Source organism: Deinococcus maricopensis DSM 21211 (assembly GCF_000186385.1).
Lineage (GTDB): Bacteria > Deinococcota > Deinococci > Deinococcales > Deinococcaceae > Deinococcus_B > Deinococcus_B maricopensis.
Genome location: NC_014958.1, coordinates 1,429,011 through 1,448,233, shown reverse-complemented (window position 1 = coordinate 1,448,233; position 19,223 = coordinate 1,429,011). Strand labels below are relative to the sequence as shown.

Below are 19,223 nucleotides of genomic sequence, written 5' to 3'. Positions count from 1 at the left end.
CGCGTGCGCGCGCGCCGACGAGGGACAAGGTGCCCGCGTCACTTGAGCGGACCTTAGGAGCGTCCCCGGAACGCGCCGTGCCCGCACCAAGGGTGCGGGCACGGTCCCGGCGGTTACTGCAGCAGTTCGGCGGCGGCCTGATCGGCGCTCAGGTCGCCGCGCGCGAGGCGGTCGATGAGGTCCGCGCCGGCGCCCGCCACCAGGCGGCCCGCACGGTCCTGCAGCGCGGCCCGCAGCTCGAACCGGGCGCGCTCGTGCCGGCGGGCATGCAGGCCGGCCTCCCCGAGGTGCGCGCGGTGCGCGCGAATGGCGTTCAGTACGCCCTCGATGCCTTCCTGCTGGTCCGCGCGGGCCTTCACGACGGGCGCGAACCAGTCGTCCGGGCCATGCGACGTGACGAGGCCCTGCGCGGCGCGCAACTCCCGGACGACGCGGTCCGCGCCGGGCAGGTCGCTCTTGTTCACGACCATCACGTCCGCGATTTCCATGATGCCGGCCTTGAAGGCCTGCACGCCGTCTCCCCCGCCGGGCGTGAGGACCAGCACGGTGTGGTCCGCGACGGCGGCGATGTCCACCTCGCTCTGGCCCACACCGACCGTCTCGATGAAGATCCAGTCGAACGCGAACCCTTCGAGGACGCTCAGGGCCTGCAGGGTGCGGGCGCTCAGGCCGCCGAGCGCGCCGCGCGACGCGATGGAGCGGACGTACACGCCCGGGTCGGCGTGGTGGCGCAGCATGCGGATGCGGTCGCCGAGGATCGCCCCGCCGGAGAAGGGGCTGCTGGGGTCCACGGCGAGCACGGCGACGGTGTCGCCTGCCGCGCGCAGGTGCGCGATCAGGGCGCTCACCAGGGTGCTTTTGCCGCTGCCGGGGCTGCCGGTCACGCCCACGACCGGCGGGCGGTGCGGGGCGGCGCGCGCGGCCCGGAGGACGTCGGCGCTGCCCGCGGCGTCGTTCTCCACCAGCGTGAGCGCGCGGGCGAGGGCGCGCGGGTCGCGCGCGTGGTACCGGTCAATCAGGGTGCTGGCGGTCACGGGGCGCCCTCGCCGACAATGTCGTCCATTTCGGTGGCGGCTTCGAGCGTTTCGAGGTGCGCGGCGTCGTTGAAGGTGAGCAGCTGCCCGCCTTCCGGGCCGAGCAGGAACCGCGTGACGCTGGTGTTCAAGACGGACAGGCGGGCCCAGGCGTGCTCGAGGTTCCCGCCGAGCGCGAGGCCCACGGCGACGCGCACGACGCCGCCGTGCGTGAACACCAGCACGCGCCCGCCGGGGTGGCGTTCACGCAGGGTCCGGAAGGTCGCACCGGCGCGTTCCGCGAGGTCGGCCATGCTTTCCCCGCCGGGGCGGCGGGTACGCCACGGGTCGGTGCGCAGCGCCGCGAGGTACGCGGGGTAGTCCTGTTCGAGGGTGGCGCGGTCCCGGCCGGCGAGTTCACCGACGTCGATTTCACGCAGGCCCGCGTCGATGCGGACCTCCGGCGGGCCAGAGAGGCGCTGCGCGACCGCCTGGGCGGTGTCGTAGGCGCGTGCGAGGTCGCTGGTGTACACCGCGTCGAAGGTCTGCGCGGTGAGGCGACCGGCGAGGCTGGCGGCCTGCAGGTGCCCGAGTGGGCTGAGTGGCACGTCCGTCTGCCCCTGGTAACGTCCGGCGACGTTCCACGTGCTTTCGCCGTGCCGCACCACCCAGAATTCGGTGGCGGCGTCGCGCGGGAGCGGCGCGAACCCGGTGGGGAGGCGGTGCGTGGTCGTCACAGAGGTCAGGCTCCGGCGCGGGTGAACGTGACGCCCTGGCCGGTGACCATCTGCCCGAGGCGCCAGGGGGTCTCACCGGCCTGCGCGAGTGCGCGCAGGGCCGTGTCGGCGTGCGCTTCGGGCACGATGAACAGGAAGCCGACGCCCATGTTCAGCGCGCGGTAGGCTTCCTCGCGGGTGACGCCGCCGTGCTCGAGGATCAGTTCGAACAGGGGCGGCACGGCCCAGGAGTCCTCTTGGACCTGCATGCCGACGCCGTCCGGGAAGACGCGCGGGGGGTTGTCGACGAGGCCGCCGCCGGTGATGTGGCTCATGCCGTGGATGTCCACGCCGTGTTCGATGAGGGCGTCGAAGGCGTGCAGGTACGCGCGGTGCGGGACGAGCAGCGCGTCCTGGATGCTGCGGCCCAGGTCGGCGCGTTCCTCGTGCCAGTCGAGGTTCGCGAGGGCGGTGCGGGCGAGGCTGTAACCGTTGGTGTGCAGGCCGGTGCTAGGCAGCGCGATGACGGCGTCGCCGGCCTGAATGCAGCTGCCGTCGATGAGGCGCGGGCGGTCCACGACGCCCACGAGGGTGCCGACGACGTCGAGTTCCCCTTCGGCGTACACGCCGGGCATCTCGGCGGTTTCGCCGCCGAGCAGGGCCACGCCGAGGCGTTCGCAGGCGTGCGCGGCGCCGGTGACGAACGCGGCGACGTCCTCCGGGACCAGTTTGTTCATGGCGATGTAGTCCAGGAAGAACAGGGGGCGGGCACCCTGCACGAGGATGTCGTTCACGCAGTGGTTCACGATGTCCTCGCCGAGGCCGCCGTACTGTCCGGCGCGCGTGGCGACCTTGGTTTTGGTGCCGACCCCGTCGGTGCTGGCGACGAGGACGGGGTCCGTGAGGTCACGGAAGTCCGGGCGGAAGAGTCCGCCGAAACCGCCAAGGCCCGCAAGGACGTTGGGGCCGTGTGTGCGTGCGACGGCGCCGCGCATGAGGTTCAGCGCGCGGTGTCCGGCGTCGATGTCGACTCCCGCGCGTTTGTACGCCGAATCCTGGTTCGTCATGTGCCTCCCAAAGTGGCCCGCCGTGTAGGCGGGCATTGAGGGGCAGTCTACCGCGCGGCGCGCGGGCAGTGTCGAGGGGTGCCGCGCGTGGGCGTTACTGGCGGGTGGCGTAGCCCTGTGAGACGAGCGCTTCGTTGATGTTGGTGGGGCCTTTGAACAGCACGACCTTCGGGAGCTTGCCGGGGCCGGACTTTTCCTTCACGACGACTTTCATGATGAGGCTGGCGGGGAGCATGCGGTTGAGGGCGCCGTCCGCGCCGATGCCGAGGGCGATGCCCTGCAGGACGACGGGAACTTCCGCGTTGCCGACTTTCAGGACGACGTTGCCTTCGACGTTCATGCGGACGAACGCGGCGTTGAAGGTCATGGGTTGGGCCTGCGCGACGCTGGCAGAGAGGATGAGGGCGGCAGCGAGCAGGTGGGGGGAGCGTGCGGGCATACGGCCTCCGGTCCGGGCGGGGGCACCGGACGTCAGGGTGGGGTGGGATTGTGGCCGGCCCGCGTGGCTGCGGACTGGCGAGCTTCTATATGAAACTTCCTGAAAAGTATACACGGTATTCACACACTCTGCATTCATATTCATCGTACTGGTCAGACAACCCAACACGCCCTCCCCCATCGCGTGCCCGGGACGCGCCGCGCCAGATCCGCGCGGAGGCCACTGGTACACTGTCCCGGATGCGCCCCGACCTGCTGGACCGCGTGCACACCCTGCTGCCCGCCCACCACGCCCGCCCGGAAATTCAGCTGCTGTACGACATGATGCGCGACTACCCCGCGCGCGGCGGGAAGGGCATCCGCGCGGAGCTGCTGCTCGCCAGCGCCCGCGCGCACGGCGTCCGCGAGGGCACGCCCGCCTGGGAACAGGCCCTGTGGCTCGCCGCCACCGTCGAACTGTTCCAGAACTGGGTGCTCATTCACGACGACATCGAGGACGACAGCGAGGAACGCCGGGGGCAGCCCGCCCTGCACCGCACGCACGGCGTGCCGCTGGCGCTGAACGCCGGTGACGCCCTGCACGCATACATGTGGGCGGCCGTGGCGCGCGCGAACGTGCCCGGCGCCTTCGAGGAGGTGCTGCAGATGATCCACCGCACCGCCGAGGGACAGCACGTGGACCTCGCGTGGGTGGAGCACGGTCGCTGGGACCTCACGCCCGCCGACTACCTCGACATGGTGCGCCTGAAAACGGCGTACTACACGGTCGTCGTGCCGCTGCGCCTCGGCGCGCTCGCGGCAGGCGCCACCCCGAGCGCGGCGTTCGAGGCGGCGGGCGTAGCGCTCGGCGCGGCCTTCCAGATTCGCGACGACGTCCTGAACCTCACGGCGGACGCGGGCGTGTACGGCAAGGAGATCGGCGGGGACCTGCAGGAAGGGAAACGCACCCTGATGGTCCTCGACTGGCTGGAGCGCGCGCCCGCGTCCGAGCGCGCAGCGTTCCTGACGTACATGCAGCAGCCGCGCGCCCAGAAGTCCCCGGAGGATACGCGCCGCATCCTGGACTGGCTGCGGACGAGCGGCGCCGTGGACCGCGCGCAGGCCGTAGCGGACGAGCACGCCCGCACCGGCCTCGCGCTGCTGGACGCGGCCCTGGCGGACGCACCGGACCGCGCAGCCGCGCTCGGCATCCTGGCGCAGATGCAGCAGCTCGCCACCCGGCACGCCTGAGGGGCAGGCCCTGCCCAGAGGTCAGCGGGCGTTCGTGGGCTGGCTGATACCTTCGAGGGCCTGCTGGTCCGCGTTCGTCTCGTCACGCGTGGCGAGGTCCCCGAGGCTCACGATGCCGACGATCTTGCCGTCGCGCGTGACGGGCAGGCGCCGCACCTGACGGTGCGCCATCTCGCGCGCGGCGTCCTCAATGTTCATGTCCACGTCGAGCGTCAGGACGTCGGGCGACACGAAGTCCCGCGCGACGGCGCCCGGGTCGCGGCCGTACGCGACCGCGCGGATCACGATGTCACGGTCGGTGAGGATGCCGAGCAGCTGATCGCCGTCCATCACCAGGACGTTGCCGATGTCGCGCTCCAGCATGAGCGTCGCGGCTTCCTTGAGGGTGGCGTCCGGGTCGAGGGTGGCGATGTCCATGGTCATGATGTCTTTCAGGGTGGTCATGCATGGACCGTACCGCGCCGCACATGCAGGCGCGTGGGCGGACCGTAAGGACACCTTAAAGCGCGCCCCCAGACTGGGGGCGCGCTTCGGGCCGGGTTCGTTCAGGCGGACGAATCGTGGCCGCCTGCCACGGTGTAGCGGCCGACCTCGCCGTCCACGCGCACCCGCTGGCGGAACACGTAGTAGTTCCACGCCTGGTACCCGATGATGAGCGGCAGGAAGATCAGCGCAACGATCACCATCAGGTGCAGCGTGTACGGCTGGCTGGCGCTGTTCTGCACCGTGAGGTTGAATTGCCGCCCGAGCGTGCTGGGCAGTACGTTCGGGAACAGCCCGAGGAACACCGTGAGCGTCGAGAACACCACCGTCAGGCTGCTGGTCACGAAGGCAGGCACGTCGCGCCGCAGGGTAAGGGCCAGCCAGATGCCCGCGAGGTTCAGCGCGGCGAGCGCCGGGAAGAGCCACTCGGCCACGCCGAAATTGTGGAACAGGTCCGTGCGTACGTACCCGAGGTACACGAACAGCAGCACGACAGCGGTGGCGAGCGCACCCCAGAGGAGCGCGTGACGGCGCGCGCGGGCGTACAGGGCGTCCTCGTGGTGCAGACGCAGCAGCAGGAAGATCGCGCCGTGCAGCATGAACAGCAGCAGCGTGGCGGCGCCGCCGATCACGGCGAACCCGTCGAAGTACGTGAACAGCCCCCCGGTGTACCGCCCGCCCTCGCCGATGGGCAGGCCACGCACGAGGTTCGCCATGACGACGCCCCACAGGAACGCCGGCACGAGGCTGCCGAGGAAACTGGTGACGTCCCAGAAGACGCGCCAGCGCGGCGAGTCCACCTGCGCGCGGAACTCGAACGCGACGCCGCGCCCCAGCAGCGAGAGCAGGATCAGCGTGAACACCGGGTACATGCCGGTGAGGAGCGCCCCGTACCACAGCGGGAACGTCGCGAAGATCACGCCCGCCGCGAGGATCACCCACACCTCGTTGCCGTCCCAGAAGGGGCTGATGGTGCTGATCAGGGCTTTGCGTTCCTTCTCGTTGCGGGCGAGCATGGGGCGCAGCAGGTCCACGCCGAAATCGAAGCCTTCCAGCAGGAAGTAGATGATGAAGCACGCGGCGGTGATCCAGAACCAGAGGGTTGCGAGGTCCATTACAGGTCTCCGGGGTACGCGGGGGCGGGGATGTCGCGGGCCTGCACGTCAGGCGCGTGCAGGCCCGCGCGGGCGGTGCGGGTCAGCAGGTAGACGTCCAGCCCGATGAGCAGCAGGTACGCCACCCAGAACGCCACGAGGCTCAGGACCACGGTGCTGGCTGGCAGGGCGCTGACGGCGTCCCGGGTGCGCAGGAGGCCCTGCACGATCCACGGCTGGCGGCCCATCTCGGTGGTGATGAAGCCGGTGAAGTTCGCGACGTGCGGCACGAGCGGCATCACGAACATGAATTTCAGGTACGGGCCCGGGCGGTCCAGGGTGCCTTTCCGCCAGCGCCACAACCCCCACGCGGTCATGAACAGCATCAGCAGGCCGCAGCCGACCATGATCCGGAACGCCCAATACACCGGCCAGACCGGCGGGATGTAGTTGCCGGGGCCGTACTTCGCCTCGTACGCCTTTTGCAGGTCATTGATGCCCTGCACGCCGCCGGTGGGGCGGTTGTACGCGAGGATCGAGCCGACGTACGGCACTTCCAGGTTGAAGAGGTTGCGGCGCTCGCGGTTGCTGGGCAGCGCGATCAGGCTCTCGCCGGTGCTGCCGTGCGTGGTTTCCCAGATCGCCTCGAACGCCGCGAACTTCATGGGCTGGTCACGGCGGGCACTCTGGCCCTGCAGGTGACCGACGCCGGCCACGCCGACGCTGCCGACCGCAGCGATGATCAGGCCGACCTTCTGCGCGAGGCGGAAGGTTTCGGTGTGGTGCTTGCGCAGCAGGTGGTAGCCGCTCACGGCGAGCACGAAGAACGCCGCGATGGTGAGCCCGCCGAACCAGATGTGCGCGAACCAGCTGAGCCCCTTGGGGTTCGTCATGACCGCCCAGAAGCTCGTGAGGACCGCCTGGCCGCGCTCGATCTCGTACCCGACGGGGTGCTGCATCCACGCGTTCGCGATGATGATCCAGTACGCGCTGATGGTGCTGCCGATCGCGACGAGCCAGATGGCGCCGAGGTTCGCCCAGGTGGGCAGCTTCTCGCGCCCGAACCACCACAGGCCCAGGAAGGTGCTTTCCAGGAAGAACGCCATCAGCACTTCAAGCGCGAGAGGCACGCCGAAGATGTTCCCGACGAAGTTCGAGAAGCCCGCCCAGTTCATGCCGAACTGGAATTCCTGCACGATGCCGGTCACGACGCCGACGGCAAAGTTGATAAGGAACAGGTGCCCGAAGAAGCGCGTGAGCTGTTCGTAGTGGCTGCTGGCGGGCGTGTCGTGCGCGGCGTCGTCACTGCGGCGTTTGCCGCGCCGCGCGGTGACGTACGCCAGGGTCTGCAGGACCGCGATGGTCATGGCGAGGCCCACGGTGAACGGCACGAAGAAGAAGTGGAAGATGCTGGTGGTCGCGAACTGGAAGCGGGAAAGGTCAAGGGCGTCCATGCGGGGCCTCCGGGGTGAGGGCGAGGGCAGCGGGCGAAGGGGCGGTCGGGGCGGGCGCGGGGGGGCTGGTGCCGCCGGCGGGGAGGACGCCCACGGGCAGCACGTCGTCCACGAGGGCGAGCGGGCCGGGGCGGTGCGTGATGATGATCAGCGTGCGGCCCTGCCGTTCGCGCTCGATGACGCGCAGGGCGAGCGCTTCGGCGGGCGGGTCGAGGTGCGCGGTGGGCTCGTCGAGAATCAGGACGTCACTGGGTTTGAGCAGGGCGCGGGCGAGGGCGACGCGGGCGCGCTCGCCCCCGCTGAGGCGCGCGCCCCCCTCCCCCACCCAGCCGTCCAGGTCGAAGTGCGCCAGACCCAGGTCGTTCAGAAGGGCGCGCAGGCGTTCATCCGGGAGGGCGCGGTCGGCGAGGCGCAGGTTCGCGCGCAGGGTGCCGCTGAGCAGCGGGGCGTCCTGTTCCATCAGGGCGGCGCGGGCGTGCAGTTCGTGGGGGTCGAGGTGGCGGGCGTCCACGCCGCCCCAGCGGACGGCGCCGGCGTCCGGGTCGAGGTCGCGGACGAGCAGCCGCGCGAGGGTGGTTTTGCCCGCGCCGCTCGGGCCGACGAGCGCGACGGCGCGCCCGTGCGGGACGTGCAGGGAGAAGTCCTGTACGACGAGCTGGTCGCCGTGCCGGACGCGGACGCCGTCGAGGTGCAGGTCGGGCCGGTCCGGGACGCGCGTGGGGCGGGGGGGCGCGGCGGTGCCGATGGGCGCCGTGGTGAGGGCGTGCAGGCGGCCGTCCGCCCCGGCCGCGTCCGCGAGGGCGCCGGGCACGCCCGCGAGGGGCGCAGCCGCGTCGAAGGCGGTGACGACCCCGAGCGCGGCGGCGGCCAGCCACGCGCCGGGCAGCGCGCCGCTCAGGACCGCGCCGCCGACGGTTACGAGGGTGAGCAGTAGGGCCGCGGCAGCGGCGCTCTCGCGGGCGAAGGTCAGGACGGCCAGCAGAGCGTTATCACGCGCGTCGGCGCGCTCCAGGGTGCGCTCCAGGGCGCTGAAGTCCTGCGGCGTGGCGGTTTCGGCGCTGGCGTGCAGGGTGTCCGTGAGGGCCGCGGTGAGGGCCGCGCGGGCGTGCGCGCGTTCCCGCGCGAGGCGCGCGAGGGGCGCGCACGCGGCGAGGGGCGCGAGGACGCCCGCGAGGAGCAGCAGGCCCAGCACCCCCAGGGCCAGGGGGACGCTCAGGCGCGCGACGGCGAGGGCCAGGGCGGCGGTGAGCAGCAGGTACGCCAGCAGAGGAAGGGCGGCGCGGAGGGTGGCGTTCTGCAGGGCGTCCACGTCGGCGTGCGCGGTGTGCGTGACGGCGCCGACCTGAACGCCGAGGCGGCGGCCGCGCGGGACGAGGGCGGCGTACACGCGCGTGCGGGCGCGGGCGAGCGTGCGGAACGTGAAGTCGTGCGCGAGCAGGCGCTCCACGTAGCGCAGGGCCGCGCGGCCCAGGCCGAGGGCGCGCACGCCGGTGATCAGGAACGTCAGGGTGAACAGGGTGTCGGGACGCTGCGCGGCGCGGCTGATCAGGGCGCCGCCCGTGGCGGTGAGGGCGGCGGCGGACGCGAGGGCGAGGGCGCCCAGCAGGGCCGCAGCGAGCAGGCGTCCTTCCTCGCCGCGCAGGACGGCGCGGGTGAAGCCGAGGCGCGTCATGGGGTCGCCCCGAGGTGGACGGTGCGGAAGCCCGGTGGGGGCGGGCGGTGCGTGACGAGCAGGACCGTGCGGCCTGCGAGGGCGCGGGCGAGCGCGGCGTGCAGCGCGTGTTCGGCGGGGGTGTCGAGGTGCGCGAACGGTTCGTCCAGGAGGACAAGGGGGGCGTCCGCGAGGAGCGCGCGGGCGACGGCGAGGCGAGCGCGTTCTCCGCCGCTGAGCGGCAGGCCGCCGTCGCCGACGCGGGTGTTCAAGCCGTCCGGGAGGTCCGGGACGTGCGCGGCGCGCAGGGCGGCGTGCAGCTCGTCGTCGGTGGCGTCGGGGCGGGCGGTGAGGAGGTGGGCGCGCAGGGCGCCGGCGCGGACGCGGGCATGCTGCGTGACGAGCGCCACGCGGGCGCGCCAGGCGGGCAGGTCGAGGGTGCTGAGGGGCGCGCCGTGCACAAGCAGGTCGCCGTGCACGGGCGCGAAGCCCATGAGGGCGTGCAGGAGGGCGGTTTTACCGGCGCCGCTCGGGCCGACAAGGGCGGCGTGCTCCCCGGCCGCGAGGGCGAAGGTCACGGGCGGCAGGGTGCGGCCTGGCAGGCGCACCTGCACGTCGCGGAGCGTGAGGGCGGGCGCGCCGTCTGGTGGGGGGGTGGCGCCGCCCTGCAGGGTGGGGGTGTCGAGCAGGGCGTACAGGTCGCGGGCGGCGGGGTGCGCGTCGAGGGCGGCGTGGCGTTCGGTGCCGAGCGTGCGCAGCGGCGCGAAGAATTCCGGCGTGTACAGCAGCACGGCGAGGGCAGGCGTGAAGGTCAGGTGGCCTTCGAACAGGCGGACGCCGACGATGACGGCCACGAGGGCCGTGCTGAGGGTCGCGGCGAGGTCGAGGACGAAGCCGCTGAGGAACGCGACGCGCAGGACGCGCAGGGTGCTCACGCGGTACTCGTCGGCTTCGCGCGCGAGGCTGTCCGCGCGGGCGTGCGCGCGGCCGTACGCGACGAGGGTGGGCAGGCCGCGCGCGGCGTCGAGGGTGCGGGCCTGGAGGCGCAGCAGGCCCGTCCAGGCGCGGTCGCTGACGGTGCGGGTGGCGAGTCCGACGAGGATCAGGAAGGCGATGCAGACGGGCGCGGTAACCGTCAGTACGAGCGCGCCGAGCGGGTCGAGCAGCAGGGCGGCACCGAGGAAGACGGGGAGGGTGGCGGCGGCGTGCGCGGCGGTGGGGAGGTAGCGGGCGTAGTACGCGCGGAGCTTCTCGGGGGCTTCGGTGGCGGTGAGGGTGACGTGCGCACCGTCGATGTCGGCGAGGGCGACGGGGCCGAGGCGGGTGGCCTGCGTGAGCGCGCGTTCACGCAGGTGCGCGGTGAGGCGCGCGGCGCGGCGGCCGGTGAGGGCTTCGCGGGTGGCGTTCAGGGCGGCGCGGAGGAGGAGCGCGGCGGCGAGCAGGGTCAGCGCGGCGGTTTGCGTGGGGAGGGGGGCGCCGTTCAGGAAGACGGCGTTGATGAGGCGCGCGGTGGTCCACCAGGCGAGCGCGCCAGTGAGGGCGGCAAGCAGGCTGAGGGTGAAGGTGCCGAGCAGCAGGGGACGGACGCCGGGTTCGCGGGCGAGGCGGCGGTCTGGTGGGAGGCCGGAGGGGGAATTCAGGTGGGGTGCGTGCGTCATGCTTCATCCTGCCGATCTTGTGAAAAGGCTCTCAAGGGCGGGTGTCCCCATTCGCTCCATCGAACACCACCCACGCGCGCGCGCCCATCACGCGATCTTCACACCGTCGCGCCGCCCACCAAGATCCACCCCACCCGGGCCGCACCGGCAACTCTTATACTCGCCGCACACCCAGGGGGACACCGCATGGACACGCACATCACGCTGAACGGCACACCCACGCCTGCCCGCACCGGCGAACCCCTCGTGGACGCCCTGAACCGCGCCCAGCTGGAGCTACCGCAGGTCTGCTACCACCCGCAACTCGGCCCCATCCAGACCTGCGACACCTGCATCGTCGAGGTGGACGGCCAGCTCACCCGCGCCTGCGGCACCCCCGTGCGCGCCGGCATGCAGGTCCGCACCGAAGTGAACGCCGCGCGCCGCGCCCGCGAGGACGCCTTCGACCGCCTCCTCGCGCACCACGAGCTGTACTGCACCGTCTGCGACAACAACAACGGCAACTGCACCGTGCACAACACCACCGCCCTCATGCGCGTGCAGCATCAGACCCGCCCGTTCCAGCCCAAACCGTACGCCGTGGACGACACCAACCCCTTCTACCGCTACGACCCGGACCAGTGCATCCTGTGCGGCCGCTGCGTGGAAGCCTGCCAGAACCTCCAGGTGAACGAAACGCTCAGCATCAACTGGGAGAGCGCGCACCCGCGCGTGCTGTGGGACGGCGGGCGCGACATCGGCGAGAGCAGCTGCGTCAGCTGCGGCCACTGCGTGACCGTGTGCCCCTGCAACGCCCTGCAGGAAAAAAGCATGCTGGGCGAGGCGGGGCTGTTCACCGGCATCCCCCTGCCGATGTTCCAGGGGGCCGTGAACGTCGTCAAAAGCGTGGAGCCGAGCGTCGGGTACGGCCCGATCCTGCAGGTATCCGAAGTCGAGGCGGCGGCGCGTGAGGGCTTCATCCGCAAGACGAAGACCGTGTGCACGTACTGCGGCGTGGGCTGCAGCTTCGACGTGTGGACGCGCGACCGGCACATCCTGAAGGTCGAGCCCGGCCCAGGCCCCGCGAACGGCGTGAGCACCTGCGTGAAAGGCAAGTTCGCGTGGGATTACGTGAACAGCGGCGAGCGCCTCACCACCCCGCTCATCCGCGACGGTGAGCGCTTCCGCGAGGCCACCTGGGACGAAGCCACCGCCCTGATCGCGCGGCGCTTCACGGACCTCCGTGCGGCGCACGGCCCGGACGCCCTGGGCTTCATTGCCAGCAGCAAATGCACGAACGAGGAAGCGTACCTCGTGCAGAAGCTCGCGCGGCAGGTGATCGGCACGAACAACGTCGACAACTGCTCCCGGTACTGCCAGTCCCCAGCCACCATGGGCCTGTGGCGCACCGTCGGCTACGGCGGGGACAGCGGCACCATCCACGACATCGAGTTGGCGCGGCTGGTCATCACGGTCGGCAGCAACGCCGCCGAGAGTCACCCGGTACTCGCCACGCGCGTGAAACGCGCGCACAAGCGGCGCGGGCAGGGCCTGGTGGTCGTGGACCTGCGCGAGCACGAACTGGCGCGCCGCGCGGACGTGTTCCTGCGCCCGCGCGCCGGCACGGACTTCGTGTGGCTGAGCGCCGTCACGAAGTACATCCTGGACGCGGGCCTCGCGGCGCACGACTTCCTGCAGGACCGCGTAAACGGCCTGGACGAGTACCGCGCGAGCCTGACGGCCTTCACGCTGGAGTACGCGGAAGCCGTGACGGGCCTGCGCGCCCCGGACCTGCGCGCGCTCGCGCACCGCATCGTGGACGCCAGTGACGGCCGCGCACCCGGCGGCGTGTGCATCCTGTGGGCGATGGGCGTCACGCAGCAGGTGGGCGGCTCCGAAACGAGCGCGGCCATCAGCAACCTGCTGCTCGTGACCGGCAACTACGGGCGGCCCGGCATGGGCGCGTACCCGCTGCGCGGCCACAACAACGTGCAGGGCGCCAGCGACTTCGGCGCGATGCCGGACCGCCTGCCCGGTTACCAGCAGGTGAGCGACCCGGACGTCCGCGCGAAGTTCAGCGTCGCGTGGGACTGCGAGATCCGCCCGGAGGCGGGCCTGAACAACACCACCATGGTCGCCGCCGCGCTGGACGGCACCCTGAAGGCTCTGTACCTCAGTGGCGAGGAGATGGGGCTCACCGACGCGAACGCGGACCACGTCGCGCGCGCGCACGAGGCCCTGGAGTTCTTCGTGGTGCAAGACGTGTTCTTCACGCACACCGCCCGGTACGCGGACGTGGTGCTGCCCGCCAGCCCGTCCCTCGAAAAGGACGGCACCTTCACGAACACGGAGCGGCGCATTCAGCGCCTGCACGCGGCCCTCCCACCCCTCGGGGACAGCCTCCCGGACTGGATGATCCTGCAGCGCGTCGCGAACGCCCTCGGCGCCGGGTGGACGTACACGCACCCGGCGGACATCATGCACGAGGCTGCGAGCCTCACGCCGCTGTTCGCGGGCGTCACGTACGACCGCCTGGACGGGTACCGGAGCCTCGTGTGGCCCGTGAACGCGGACGGCACGGACACGCCGCTGCTGTACACCGAACGCTTCAACTTCCCGGACGGGCGCGCGCGCCTGTACCCGGCGCAGTACCTGCCGCGCGTTGAGGCGCCGGACGCGCAGTACGACCTGCACCTGAACAGCGGGCGCATGCTGGAGCACTTCCACGAGGGAAACATGACGTTCCGCGTGCCCGGCATTGCCGCGCAGGTGCCGGACGCGTTCGTGGAAGTCCACCCGGACCTCGCGCGCGAGCGCGGCGTGGAAGACGGCGCGTACGTGCGTCTCGTGTCGCGCCACGGTGCGGTGCGCCTGCGTGCGCTCGTCACGGACCGCGTGGCACCCGGCGAGCTGTACGTCCCCATGAACGCCCGGCGCGCCGAGGACGCCGTGAACCGCCTGACCGGCGCGCAGGCAGACGCGGCCACCTGCACGCCCGCGTACAAGGACACCGCCGTGCGCCTGGAGGTGCTGGGCACGGCGGGCGCGTCGCCGCTGCCGCGCACGAACCACCGCTACGCGCACCCGACGCCGCAGCGGGGCGTGGAGGTGGAACGTAAATGGGCGCGGCCCGACTACGCGTTCCCCGGCAGCACCTTGAACCTCGCAGACGACGGGACGGTCATGACCGGCGCGAGCCTGAACGCCCGCACGGACCGCCTCGGAGGAGACTGAGCATGGCCCGACCCCTGGAGTACACGCCGCCCACCCCGACCGACGCCGAGCGCGTCCAGTCGGGCGTGGAGGGCAACGCAGACGCGCTGCTGGACGCCCTGAAGCTGCTGCAGGCCCTGCATGAGCACGGCGTGCTGCGCACCACCACGGACGTGGTGCGCGGCGGCAGCGGCCTCGTCACGGAAACCCTACGGGCGCTGGAGAGCGAGGCGAGCACCCGCGCGCTCCGGAACGCCGCGGAACTGGTGCGCGGCCTCGGCACCCTCGACCCGCGCGAGGTGTCGCAGCTGGGGCAGGCGCTGGCGGGCGGCGTGCGCGAGGGCGCGCGCCGCGCGGCACGCGGCGACGGCGTCGGCCTGGGCGAACTGCTGGGGCTGCTGCGTGACCGGGACGTGCAGCTCGCGCTGGGCGCGCTGTTCGGCCTGCTGCAGGGCTTCGGGCGGGCACTGCGCGACGCGCGCGGCGAGACGGAACGCGCGGACGCGCAGCACCCACCCGGCGAGGCCCGCCGCTGAGCGGCCTGACCTCCACGCCCGTGCGCGCGTACCGCGACGGTCACGTGCGCGACGAGGACGATCCGGTGATTGTCGAGGAGCCGCTCGAACTGCGGGACGTGCACGGCGCACCCGTGCTGCTGACCATGCGGACGCCCGGCGCGGACCGCGAGCTCCTGACCGGCTGGCTTCACGCCGAAGGGCTGCTGAGCGCCGCGCCGGACCTCGCGCCGCACCCGGACAACCCGAACGTGTGGGTCGTGCGGACACCGCTCCCGCCCCACGCAGCGCGCCTGCATGGCAGCACGAGTGCGTGCGGCGTGTGCGGCAGCGGCAGCGTGGAGCGCCTCACGCAGCACCTCACGCCGCCCCTGTGGGCACGCCCGCCCGTCTCCCCCGTCCTGCTGAGCGCGCTGCCGGCGCGCCTGCGAGCCCAGCAGCCGCTGTTCGCGGCGACCGGCGGGGCGCACGCCGCAGGGCTGTTCACGCCGGGCGGCGCGCTCCTCGCGGCGTTCGAGGACGTGGGGCGGCACAATGCCACCGACAAGGTGCTCGGCTGGGCGTACGCGCGCGGCCGCCTCCCCCTGCACGACACGGTGCTGGTCACGAGCAGCCGTGCGGGCTTCGAGATCGTGCAGAAGGCGGTGCGCGCCGGGGTGCCCGTGGTCGTGACGGTCGGCGCGCCCACGAGCCTCGCGGTCGACACGGCGCAGGTGGCGGGCGTCACCCTGTGCGGCTTCGCACGGGCGGGGCGGCTGAACGTGTACACGCACGCGCAGCGCGTCGCTTCAGGCTGACTCTTGGCAGTGGGTCGGCCGCGCGCGGCCGCTCACAGTGAGGGTAGTTTCAGGAACGCGAGCCAGCGGTCACGCAGGGCGTCCTGACCGCACGTGTGCGCGTACGTGCAGGCATCCCAGGCGCCCAGGAGCGGGCCGACCCGCTGCAGGGCGACGCCGTCCGCTTCCGCCTGCCGCAGGAACGCCCGCGCACTCTTGCGACCTACGGTGTCGTCGTCGAGGTACAGGTACCCGGGCCGGTCCAGGCGGCGCAGCAGGGCCGTGTCGAGCGGGCCGAACGCGCTGCCGAGGCCGATCACGGCGACCTGCTGCGCGCGCAGGGCCAGGTGGGTCACCATGGCGTTCAGTTCGCCCTCCACCCACAGCACCGCCCGGTGGGGCGCCTGCCACAGCGTCGGGGCGTACCAGGGCGGGTTGCCGTTGCCGGCGGGCAACTCGAAGTATTTGTGCGGGGCGGGGCTGGCCACCCGGCCTTTGAGGCCGATCAGGGTGCCGTGTTCGTCCCGCAGGGGCAGCAGGACGTTCCCCTGCGCATCCAGGCCGAGGTCCAGGGCCTGCGCGTCCTCGAACGAAAGACCACGTTCCCGCAGGACGCCCGGCAGCGCGCCCTGCCGGTCCAGTCGGTGCCGGGCGTCCGCGTGCAGTTGGTTCAGGTCGGTCATGGGGAGGGGTGCGCCCCGCGGCGCGGCGTTCAGGTGACGGGCGCGTCCGGCTCGGGCGCCTGCAGGTCCGGGGTGGGCGATACGCCCGCCCGCTGCTGACGCTGCGCCAGGGCCGCCCACAGGTACTCCACCTGACGGGCATTGGCGCGCGCGTGGCGGGACGCGGCGTCCGCGTCATGGTTCACGTCGTCCGTTGACGCGTCGGCGTCTGAAGGCATGGGAGCAGCGTGCCACAGCCCTGCGCGTGCCGGGCGGGCATGTTCGCTTGACTTCCGGACGCCGTTCATGCGTCCCCGAACAGACCGGACTGCTCCGGTTCGGGCGTGGCGACGTTCAGGCCGCGCGCGTTCAGCGCGGCGCGCAGCATAGGAATGTTGCGCAGCGCGTGCCCCTTGGTGGTGTTCTGGAACAGCACGTACAGCGTGTCCAGTTCGCCTTCGCGCAGGGCGATCTTGTCGGCCCATTCGTCCATTTCCGCCTGGGTGTACAGGTGGTCGTGACGTTCCGACGCGCTGGTCCCCTCCCACCAGTTCCCGGCGTTGCGGCCGTGCAGGCGCAGGTACGCGGTGTCGCCGGTGACGTGCACCTGCGGTTCCGGCAGTCCGCCCACGGGGGGGTAGTCGGGGCTCACCCAGATCAGGCCGTACTCGCTGAGCCCCTCGCGCACCTCGGGTTTATCCCAGGAGATGTGGCGGAACTCCACCGCGAGTTCGTGCCCGGCGAAGCGTTCGGCGAGGCCGAGGAGGTACTTGCGGTGTTCGGGCGTGCGCGGAAAGGAGTACGGGAACTGCGCGAGGTACGGGCCCATCACGCCGGCTTCGCGCAGGGGCTGGGGGCTTTGCAGCATGCGGTCGAAGTCCGCGTCGGCGGGGGTGCGGGCGTGCGTGAACGCCTGGTTGAGTTTGACGGTGAAGCGCACGCGGCCGTTCGTTTTGCGCACCATCCCCTCGAAGGCTTTGAGGCCGGGAATGGCGTAGAAGCTGCTGTTGAGTTCCACGCAGTCGAAGTGCTGCGCGTAGATGCTCAGGTACTCGCCGCTTTTGGTGCCGGCCGGGTAGAGTTTGCCGAGCCACTCGTCATTGCTGTACCCGCCGGTGCCGATGTAGATGCGGGTCATGGGCGGCCCTGCGGGGTGGGGTGGGAGCGGAGCATGCCCGTTATTGTCGCGTGCGCGCGGGTGGGTGGGTGTGCCGGGCCTTAACGTCTGTTTCCGGAAGTGCGCCAGGTGGCGCATGGGATTTCTCCGGGCTTAGTGTGACTCACGTTGCTTTTCGGGGTGGGGGCAGCCGGGATACTCAGGGGGCTTCCGAGACGCCAGAAGACGGTGCGCACCGCTCCTGCGGGCACGTGCCGGTCGGTGGTCCGGAAGGCAGAGGAGTTGAACATGGCTGTTGGTCGAGTGAAATGGTTTAACGCGGAAAAAGGCTTTGGCTTCATCGAAGTGGACGGTAGCCCCGACGTGTTCGCGCACTTCAGCGCGATCAAGGCGGCGGGCTTCAAGAAGCTGAACGAAGGCGACGAAGTCGAATTCGACATCGAAGAAGGTCAGCGCGGCAAGGGCCCCCAGGCTGCGAACATCGTCGTGACCAAAGCGGCGCCGGAAAGCGGCTACAACAGCCGTCCCCAGCGCAACGACCGCTGGTAACACCGCTCTGCGGAACCGCGGGCGCCCTCAGGGGCGCCCGCGTTGATTGTGCCGCCCCTCAGTGCAGGCGCGGCGGCGCCTCATTCAGGTCCACCCAGAACCCGCCGATGGCCTTCACGGCGTCCGTGAAGCGCGAGAAGTCCATGGGCTTCACCACGTACGCGCTCGCGCCGCGCGCGTAGCACGCCTGAATGTCCCCTTGCGCGCGGCTGGTGCTGAGCATTACCACGGGGATGTCGTGCAGGCCCGGATCGCTGCGGATGGCGTCCAGCACCGACAGGCCGTCCATATGCGTCATGTTCAGGTCCAGCAGGACCACGTGCGGGCGCTCCTCCGCCGGCGCGGCGCGCAGCAGTTCCAGTGCCGCGAGTCCGCCAGTCGCGGTGCGCACGTCGTGCGGCGTGTCGCTTTCCTGAAAGGCCGCGAGGGCGAGTTCGAGGTCGTTGGGGTTGTCATCCACCAACAGGATGCGTTTGGGCTTCGGGGCCATTGCCACCTCCAGGCCAGGACGAGCGGGGCGAGCGGCATGAGCACCGCCTTAAACTTCTCTTTAGCTTAGCGGATTTCAGGCCGGCAGTTCTTCAAGTTTGAAGAGTTCGCCGGCGAAACGCCCACCGCCCGTAGTGGCCGCCTTGGAATGGCCCGCAGCGTCACGGCCTTCTGCCGCTCCACATGGACCCTGCCCCAAGCGCCCCTCCCCCAACGAACCCCCTGGGGCGGAGCGGAAGCGACCACTCCCCGGCGCACGGCCCCTGCCTCCGGCGTGCGGCATACTCGGGCGGTGAGTGCGCCGACCGCCACGCCCATCCTGCCGCCCGAGGTGCTGTTCAGCGCCGAGTCGTACCACGTGCTGAACAAGCCGCCGCTGTGGCTCACGCATCAGGTGCACGCCCGGTTCGAGGTGCCGGACGCGCTCGGCTGGGCGCGCGCCACGCTCGGCGAACCGGAACTGGCGCCCGCTCACCGCCTCGACCGCGAGACGAGCGGGGTGCTGATCCTCACGCGCTCCAGCAGTGCCGCGCGCGGCTTCCACCGACTGTTCCTGGACCGGCGCGTCGAAAAGACGTACCTGGCGATCGTGCACGGGCAGCCAGCGTGGGAGGAGGTGACGCTGGACGCGCCGCTGGGCTTCCTGGGCCTGAGCGACACGAACTCCATCCGGGTGCGTCAGGGCGTCGTGCCGGACGGCAAGCCCGCCGTGACGCACTTCGAGGTGCTGGGGCGGCGCGGCGCGTACGCGCTGCTGCGCTGCTCGCCGCGCACGGGCCGCATGCATCAGCTGCGCGCGCACCTGGCGCACCTCGGGCACCCCATGGTCGGAGACAAGATCTACGGCCCGCACCCGGAGGCATTCGTACAGTTCGTGCAGACAGGGCTGACGCCCGCCCTGCTGCGCACGCTTCAGCTGCCCCGGCAGGCGCTCCACGCGCACGAGGTTGCGTTCCCGTTCGGCGGGACGACCGTGCGCCACACTGCGCCGTTTCCCGCCGACCTGCAGGCATTCTGGGACGCGGCCGGCTGAGCGGCCTTCAGCGCGCGGCCGGCTCGCCGGTGCGGACGTCGATGGCCACCTCGCGGGCGCGCAGGGCGTGGGCGGCGCTGAGTTGA

At 71.6% G+C, this 19,223-nt stretch carries 19 protein-coding genes; 6 read left to right on the top strand and 13 right to left on the bottom strand.

Annotated features, from left to right (window positions below; all coding sequences use genetic code 11):
- Nucleotides 1-113: 113 nt before the first annotated feature.
- From meaB to DEIMA_RS06775, 4 genes are all read right to left on the bottom strand, one after another.
- Entirely contained in the window at nt 114-1,034 is a 921-nt protein-coding gene (meaB, locus tag DEIMA_RS06790) for a methylmalonyl Co-A mutase-associated GTPase MeaB (RefSeq protein WP_013556491.1), read from the bottom strand.
- Nucleotides 1,031-1,750 carry a histidine phosphatase family protein gene (locus DEIMA_RS06785; RefSeq protein ID WP_013556490.1) on the bottom strand — a complete coding sequence of 240 codons (720 nt, stop codon included), beginning with the start codon at nt 1,748-1,750 and terminating at the stop codon, nt 1,031-1,033. Before DEIMA_RS06785 ends, meaB begins: the two co-directional genes overlap by 4 nt.
- A gap of 5 nt (nt 1,751-1,755) precedes the next feature.
- On the bottom strand, nt 1,756-2,796 hold the full coding sequence (gene purM / locus DEIMA_RS06780; RefSeq protein WP_043816532.1) for a phosphoribosylformylglycinamidine cyclo-ligase: 1,041 nt from the start codon (nt 2,794-2,796) through the stop codon (nt 1,756-1,758).
- A 94-nt stretch (nt 2,797-2,890) separates the two neighbouring features.
- Nucleotides 2,891-3,235 (bottom strand): ABC transporter substrate-binding protein, encoded by a 345-nt coding sequence (locus tag DEIMA_RS06775; RefSeq protein ID WP_013556488.1) that lies wholly within the window; start codon nt 3,233-3,235, stop codon nt 2,891-2,893.
- Nucleotides 3,236-3,474: 239 nt separating this feature from the next.
- On the opposite strand from DEIMA_RS06775, the gene DEIMA_RS06770 reads away from it, so the two are divergent.
- Nucleotides 3,475-4,464: a polyprenyl synthetase family protein gene (locus DEIMA_RS06770; RefSeq protein ID WP_013556487.1), complete on the top strand. Its 990-nt coding sequence runs from the start codon at nt 3,475-3,477 to the stop codon at nt 4,462-4,464.
- Nucleotides 4,465-4,485: 21 nt separating this feature from the next.
- On the opposite strand, the gene DEIMA_RS06765 is transcribed toward DEIMA_RS06770, so the two are convergent.
- The 5 genes from DEIMA_RS06765 to cydD all read right to left on the bottom strand — a co-directional run bounded on the left by DEIMA_RS06765 (nt 4,486) and on the right by cydD (nt 10,804).
- Complete coding sequence (locus DEIMA_RS06765; protein ID WP_013556486.1) at nt 4,486-4,908, bottom strand: CBS domain-containing protein; 423 nt, start codon at nt 4,906-4,908, stop codon at nt 4,486-4,488.
- Between the two features lie 101 nt (nt 4,909-5,009).
- On the bottom strand, nt 5,010-6,062 hold the full coding sequence (cydB, locus tag DEIMA_RS06760) for a cytochrome d ubiquinol oxidase subunit II (RefSeq protein WP_013556485.1): 1,053 nt from the start codon (nt 6,060-6,062) through the stop codon (nt 5,010-5,012).
- Nucleotides 6,062-7,495, bottom strand: a complete 1,434-nt coding sequence (locus DEIMA_RS06755; RefSeq protein WP_013556484.1) for a cytochrome ubiquinol oxidase subunit I — start codon at nt 7,493-7,495, stop codon at nt 6,062-6,064. The genes cydB and DEIMA_RS06755 overlap by 1 nt, the downstream gene beginning before the upstream one ends.
- Nucleotides 7,482-9,167, bottom strand: a complete 1,686-nt coding sequence (cydC, locus tag DEIMA_RS06750; protein WP_013556483.1) for a thiol reductant ABC exporter subunit CydC — start codon at nt 9,165-9,167, stop codon at nt 7,482-7,484. Before cydC ends, DEIMA_RS06755 begins: the two co-directional genes overlap by 14 nt.
- Nucleotides 9,164-10,804 carry a thiol reductant ABC exporter subunit CydD gene (cydD, locus tag DEIMA_RS06745; protein WP_013556482.1) on the bottom strand — a complete coding sequence of 547 codons (1,641 nt, stop codon included), beginning with the start codon at nt 10,802-10,804 and terminating at the stop codon, nt 9,164-9,166. Before cydD ends, cydC begins: the two co-directional genes overlap by 4 nt.
- Nucleotides 10,805-10,990: 186 nt before the next feature.
- Here cydD and fdhF point away from each other — a divergent pair, with 186 nt between their 5' ends.
- The 3 genes from fdhF to fdhD are packed head-to-tail and all read left to right on the top strand — an operon-like array spanning nt 10,991 to nt 15,308.
- Nucleotides 10,991-14,017: a formate dehydrogenase subunit alpha gene (fdhF, locus tag DEIMA_RS06740; RefSeq protein WP_013556481.1), complete on the top strand. Its 3,027-nt coding sequence runs from the start codon at nt 10,991-10,993 to the stop codon at nt 14,015-14,017.
- Between the two features lie 2 nt (nt 14,018-14,019).
- Nucleotides 14,020-14,532: a DUF1641 domain-containing protein gene (locus DEIMA_RS06735; RefSeq protein ID WP_013556480.1), complete on the top strand. Its 513-nt coding sequence runs from the start codon at nt 14,020-14,022 to the stop codon at nt 14,530-14,532.
- A 20-nt stretch (nt 14,533-14,552) separates the two neighbouring features.
- Entirely contained in the window at nt 14,553-15,308 is a 756-nt protein-coding gene (gene fdhD, locus DEIMA_RS06730; RefSeq protein ID WP_013556479.1) for a formate dehydrogenase accessory sulfurtransferase FdhD, read from the top strand.
- A gap of 32 nt (nt 15,309-15,340) precedes the next feature.
- Here the strand turns inward: fdhD and DEIMA_RS06725 are convergent, their stop codons facing one another.
- The 3 genes from DEIMA_RS06725 to DEIMA_RS06715 form a co-directional block, all read right to left on the bottom strand.
- On the bottom strand, nt 15,341-15,970 hold the full coding sequence (locus DEIMA_RS06725; protein ID WP_043816530.1) for a hypothetical protein: 630 nt from the start codon (nt 15,968-15,970) through the stop codon (nt 15,341-15,343).
- 29 nt (nt 15,971-15,999) lie between these two features.
- Complete coding sequence (locus DEIMA_RS06720) at nt 16,000-16,188, bottom strand: hypothetical protein (RefSeq protein WP_013556478.1); 189 nt, start codon at nt 16,186-16,188, stop codon at nt 16,000-16,002.
- A 65-nt stretch (nt 16,189-16,253) separates the two neighbouring features.
- Nucleotides 16,254-17,087: a DUF72 domain-containing protein gene (locus DEIMA_RS06715; RefSeq protein ID WP_013556477.1), complete on the bottom strand. Its 834-nt coding sequence runs from the start codon at nt 17,085-17,087 to the stop codon at nt 16,254-16,256.
- Nucleotides 17,088-17,354: 267 nt separating this feature from the next.
- Between DEIMA_RS06715 and DEIMA_RS06710 the strand changes: the two genes are divergently transcribed.
- Nucleotides 17,355-17,615, top strand: a complete 261-nt coding sequence (locus tag DEIMA_RS06710) for a cold-shock protein (RefSeq protein ID WP_013556476.1) — start codon at nt 17,355-17,357, stop codon at nt 17,613-17,615.
- 58 nt (nt 17,616-17,673) lie between these two features.
- Here the strand turns inward: DEIMA_RS06710 and DEIMA_RS06705 are convergent, their stop codons facing one another.
- Complete coding sequence (locus DEIMA_RS06705) at nt 17,674-18,105, bottom strand: response regulator (protein ID WP_013556475.1); 432 nt, start codon at nt 18,103-18,105, stop codon at nt 17,674-17,676.
- A 291-nt stretch (nt 18,106-18,396) separates the two neighbouring features.
- On the opposite strand from DEIMA_RS06705, the gene DEIMA_RS06700 reads away from it, so the two are divergent.
- Nucleotides 18,397-19,137 (top strand): RluA family pseudouridine synthase, encoded by a 741-nt coding sequence (locus tag DEIMA_RS06700; RefSeq protein ID WP_043816528.1) that lies wholly within the window; start codon nt 18,397-18,399, stop codon nt 19,135-19,137.
- Nucleotides 19,138-19,223: the final 86 nt, after the last annotated feature.

Coding starts and splice junctions, on each gene's coding strand:
- purM (WP_043816532.1), bottom strand. CDS start 2,796: ATGACGAACCAGGATTCGGCGTACAAACGCGCGGGAGTCGACATCGAC.
- DEIMA_RS06775 (WP_013556488.1), bottom strand. CDS start 3,235: ATGCCCGCACGCTCCCCCCACCTGCTCGCTGCCGCCCTCATCCTCTCT.
- DEIMA_RS06770 (WP_013556487.1), top strand. CDS start 3,475: ATGCGCCCCGACCTGCTGGACCGCGTGCACACCCTGCTGCCCGCCCAC.
- DEIMA_RS06765 (WP_013556486.1), bottom strand. CDS start 4,908: ATGACCACCCTGAAAGACATCATGACCATGGACATCGCCACCCTCGAC.
- cydB (WP_013556485.1), bottom strand. CDS start 6,062: ATGGACCTCGCAACCCTCTGGTTCTGGATCACCGCCGCGTGCTTCATC.
- DEIMA_RS06755 (WP_013556484.1), bottom strand. CDS start 7,495: ATGGACGCCCTTGACCTTTCCCGCTTCCAGTTCGCGACCACCAGCATC.
- cydC (WP_013556483.1), bottom strand. CDS start 9,167: ATGACGCGCCTCGGCTTCACCCGCGCCGTCCTGCGCGGCGAGGAAGGA.
- cydD (WP_013556482.1), bottom strand. CDS start 10,804: ATGACGCACGCACCCCACCTGAATTCCCCCTCCGGCCTCCCACCAGAC.
- fdhF (WP_013556481.1), top strand. CDS start 10,991: ATGGACACGCACATCACGCTGAACGGCACACCCACGCCTGCCCGCACC.
- DEIMA_RS06735 (WP_013556480.1), top strand. CDS start 14,020: ATGGCCCGACCCCTGGAGTACACGCCGCCCACCCCGACCGACGCCGAG.
- DEIMA_RS06725 (WP_043816530.1), bottom strand. CDS start 15,970: ATGACCGACCTGAACCAACTGCACGCGGACGCCCGGCACCGACTGGAC.
- DEIMA_RS06720 (WP_013556478.1), bottom strand. CDS start 16,188: ATGCCTTCAGACGCCGACGCGTCAACGGACGACGTGAACCATGACGCG.
- DEIMA_RS06715 (WP_013556477.1), bottom strand. CDS start 17,087: ATGACCCGCATCTACATCGGCACCGGCGGGTACAGCAATGACGAGTGG.
- DEIMA_RS06710 (WP_013556476.1), top strand. CDS start 17,355: ATGGCTGTTGGTCGAGTGAAATGGTTTAACGCGGAAAAAGGCTTTGGC.
- DEIMA_RS06705 (WP_013556475.1), bottom strand. CDS start 18,105: ATGGCCCCGAAGCCCAAACGCATCCTGTTGGTGGATGACAACCCCAAC.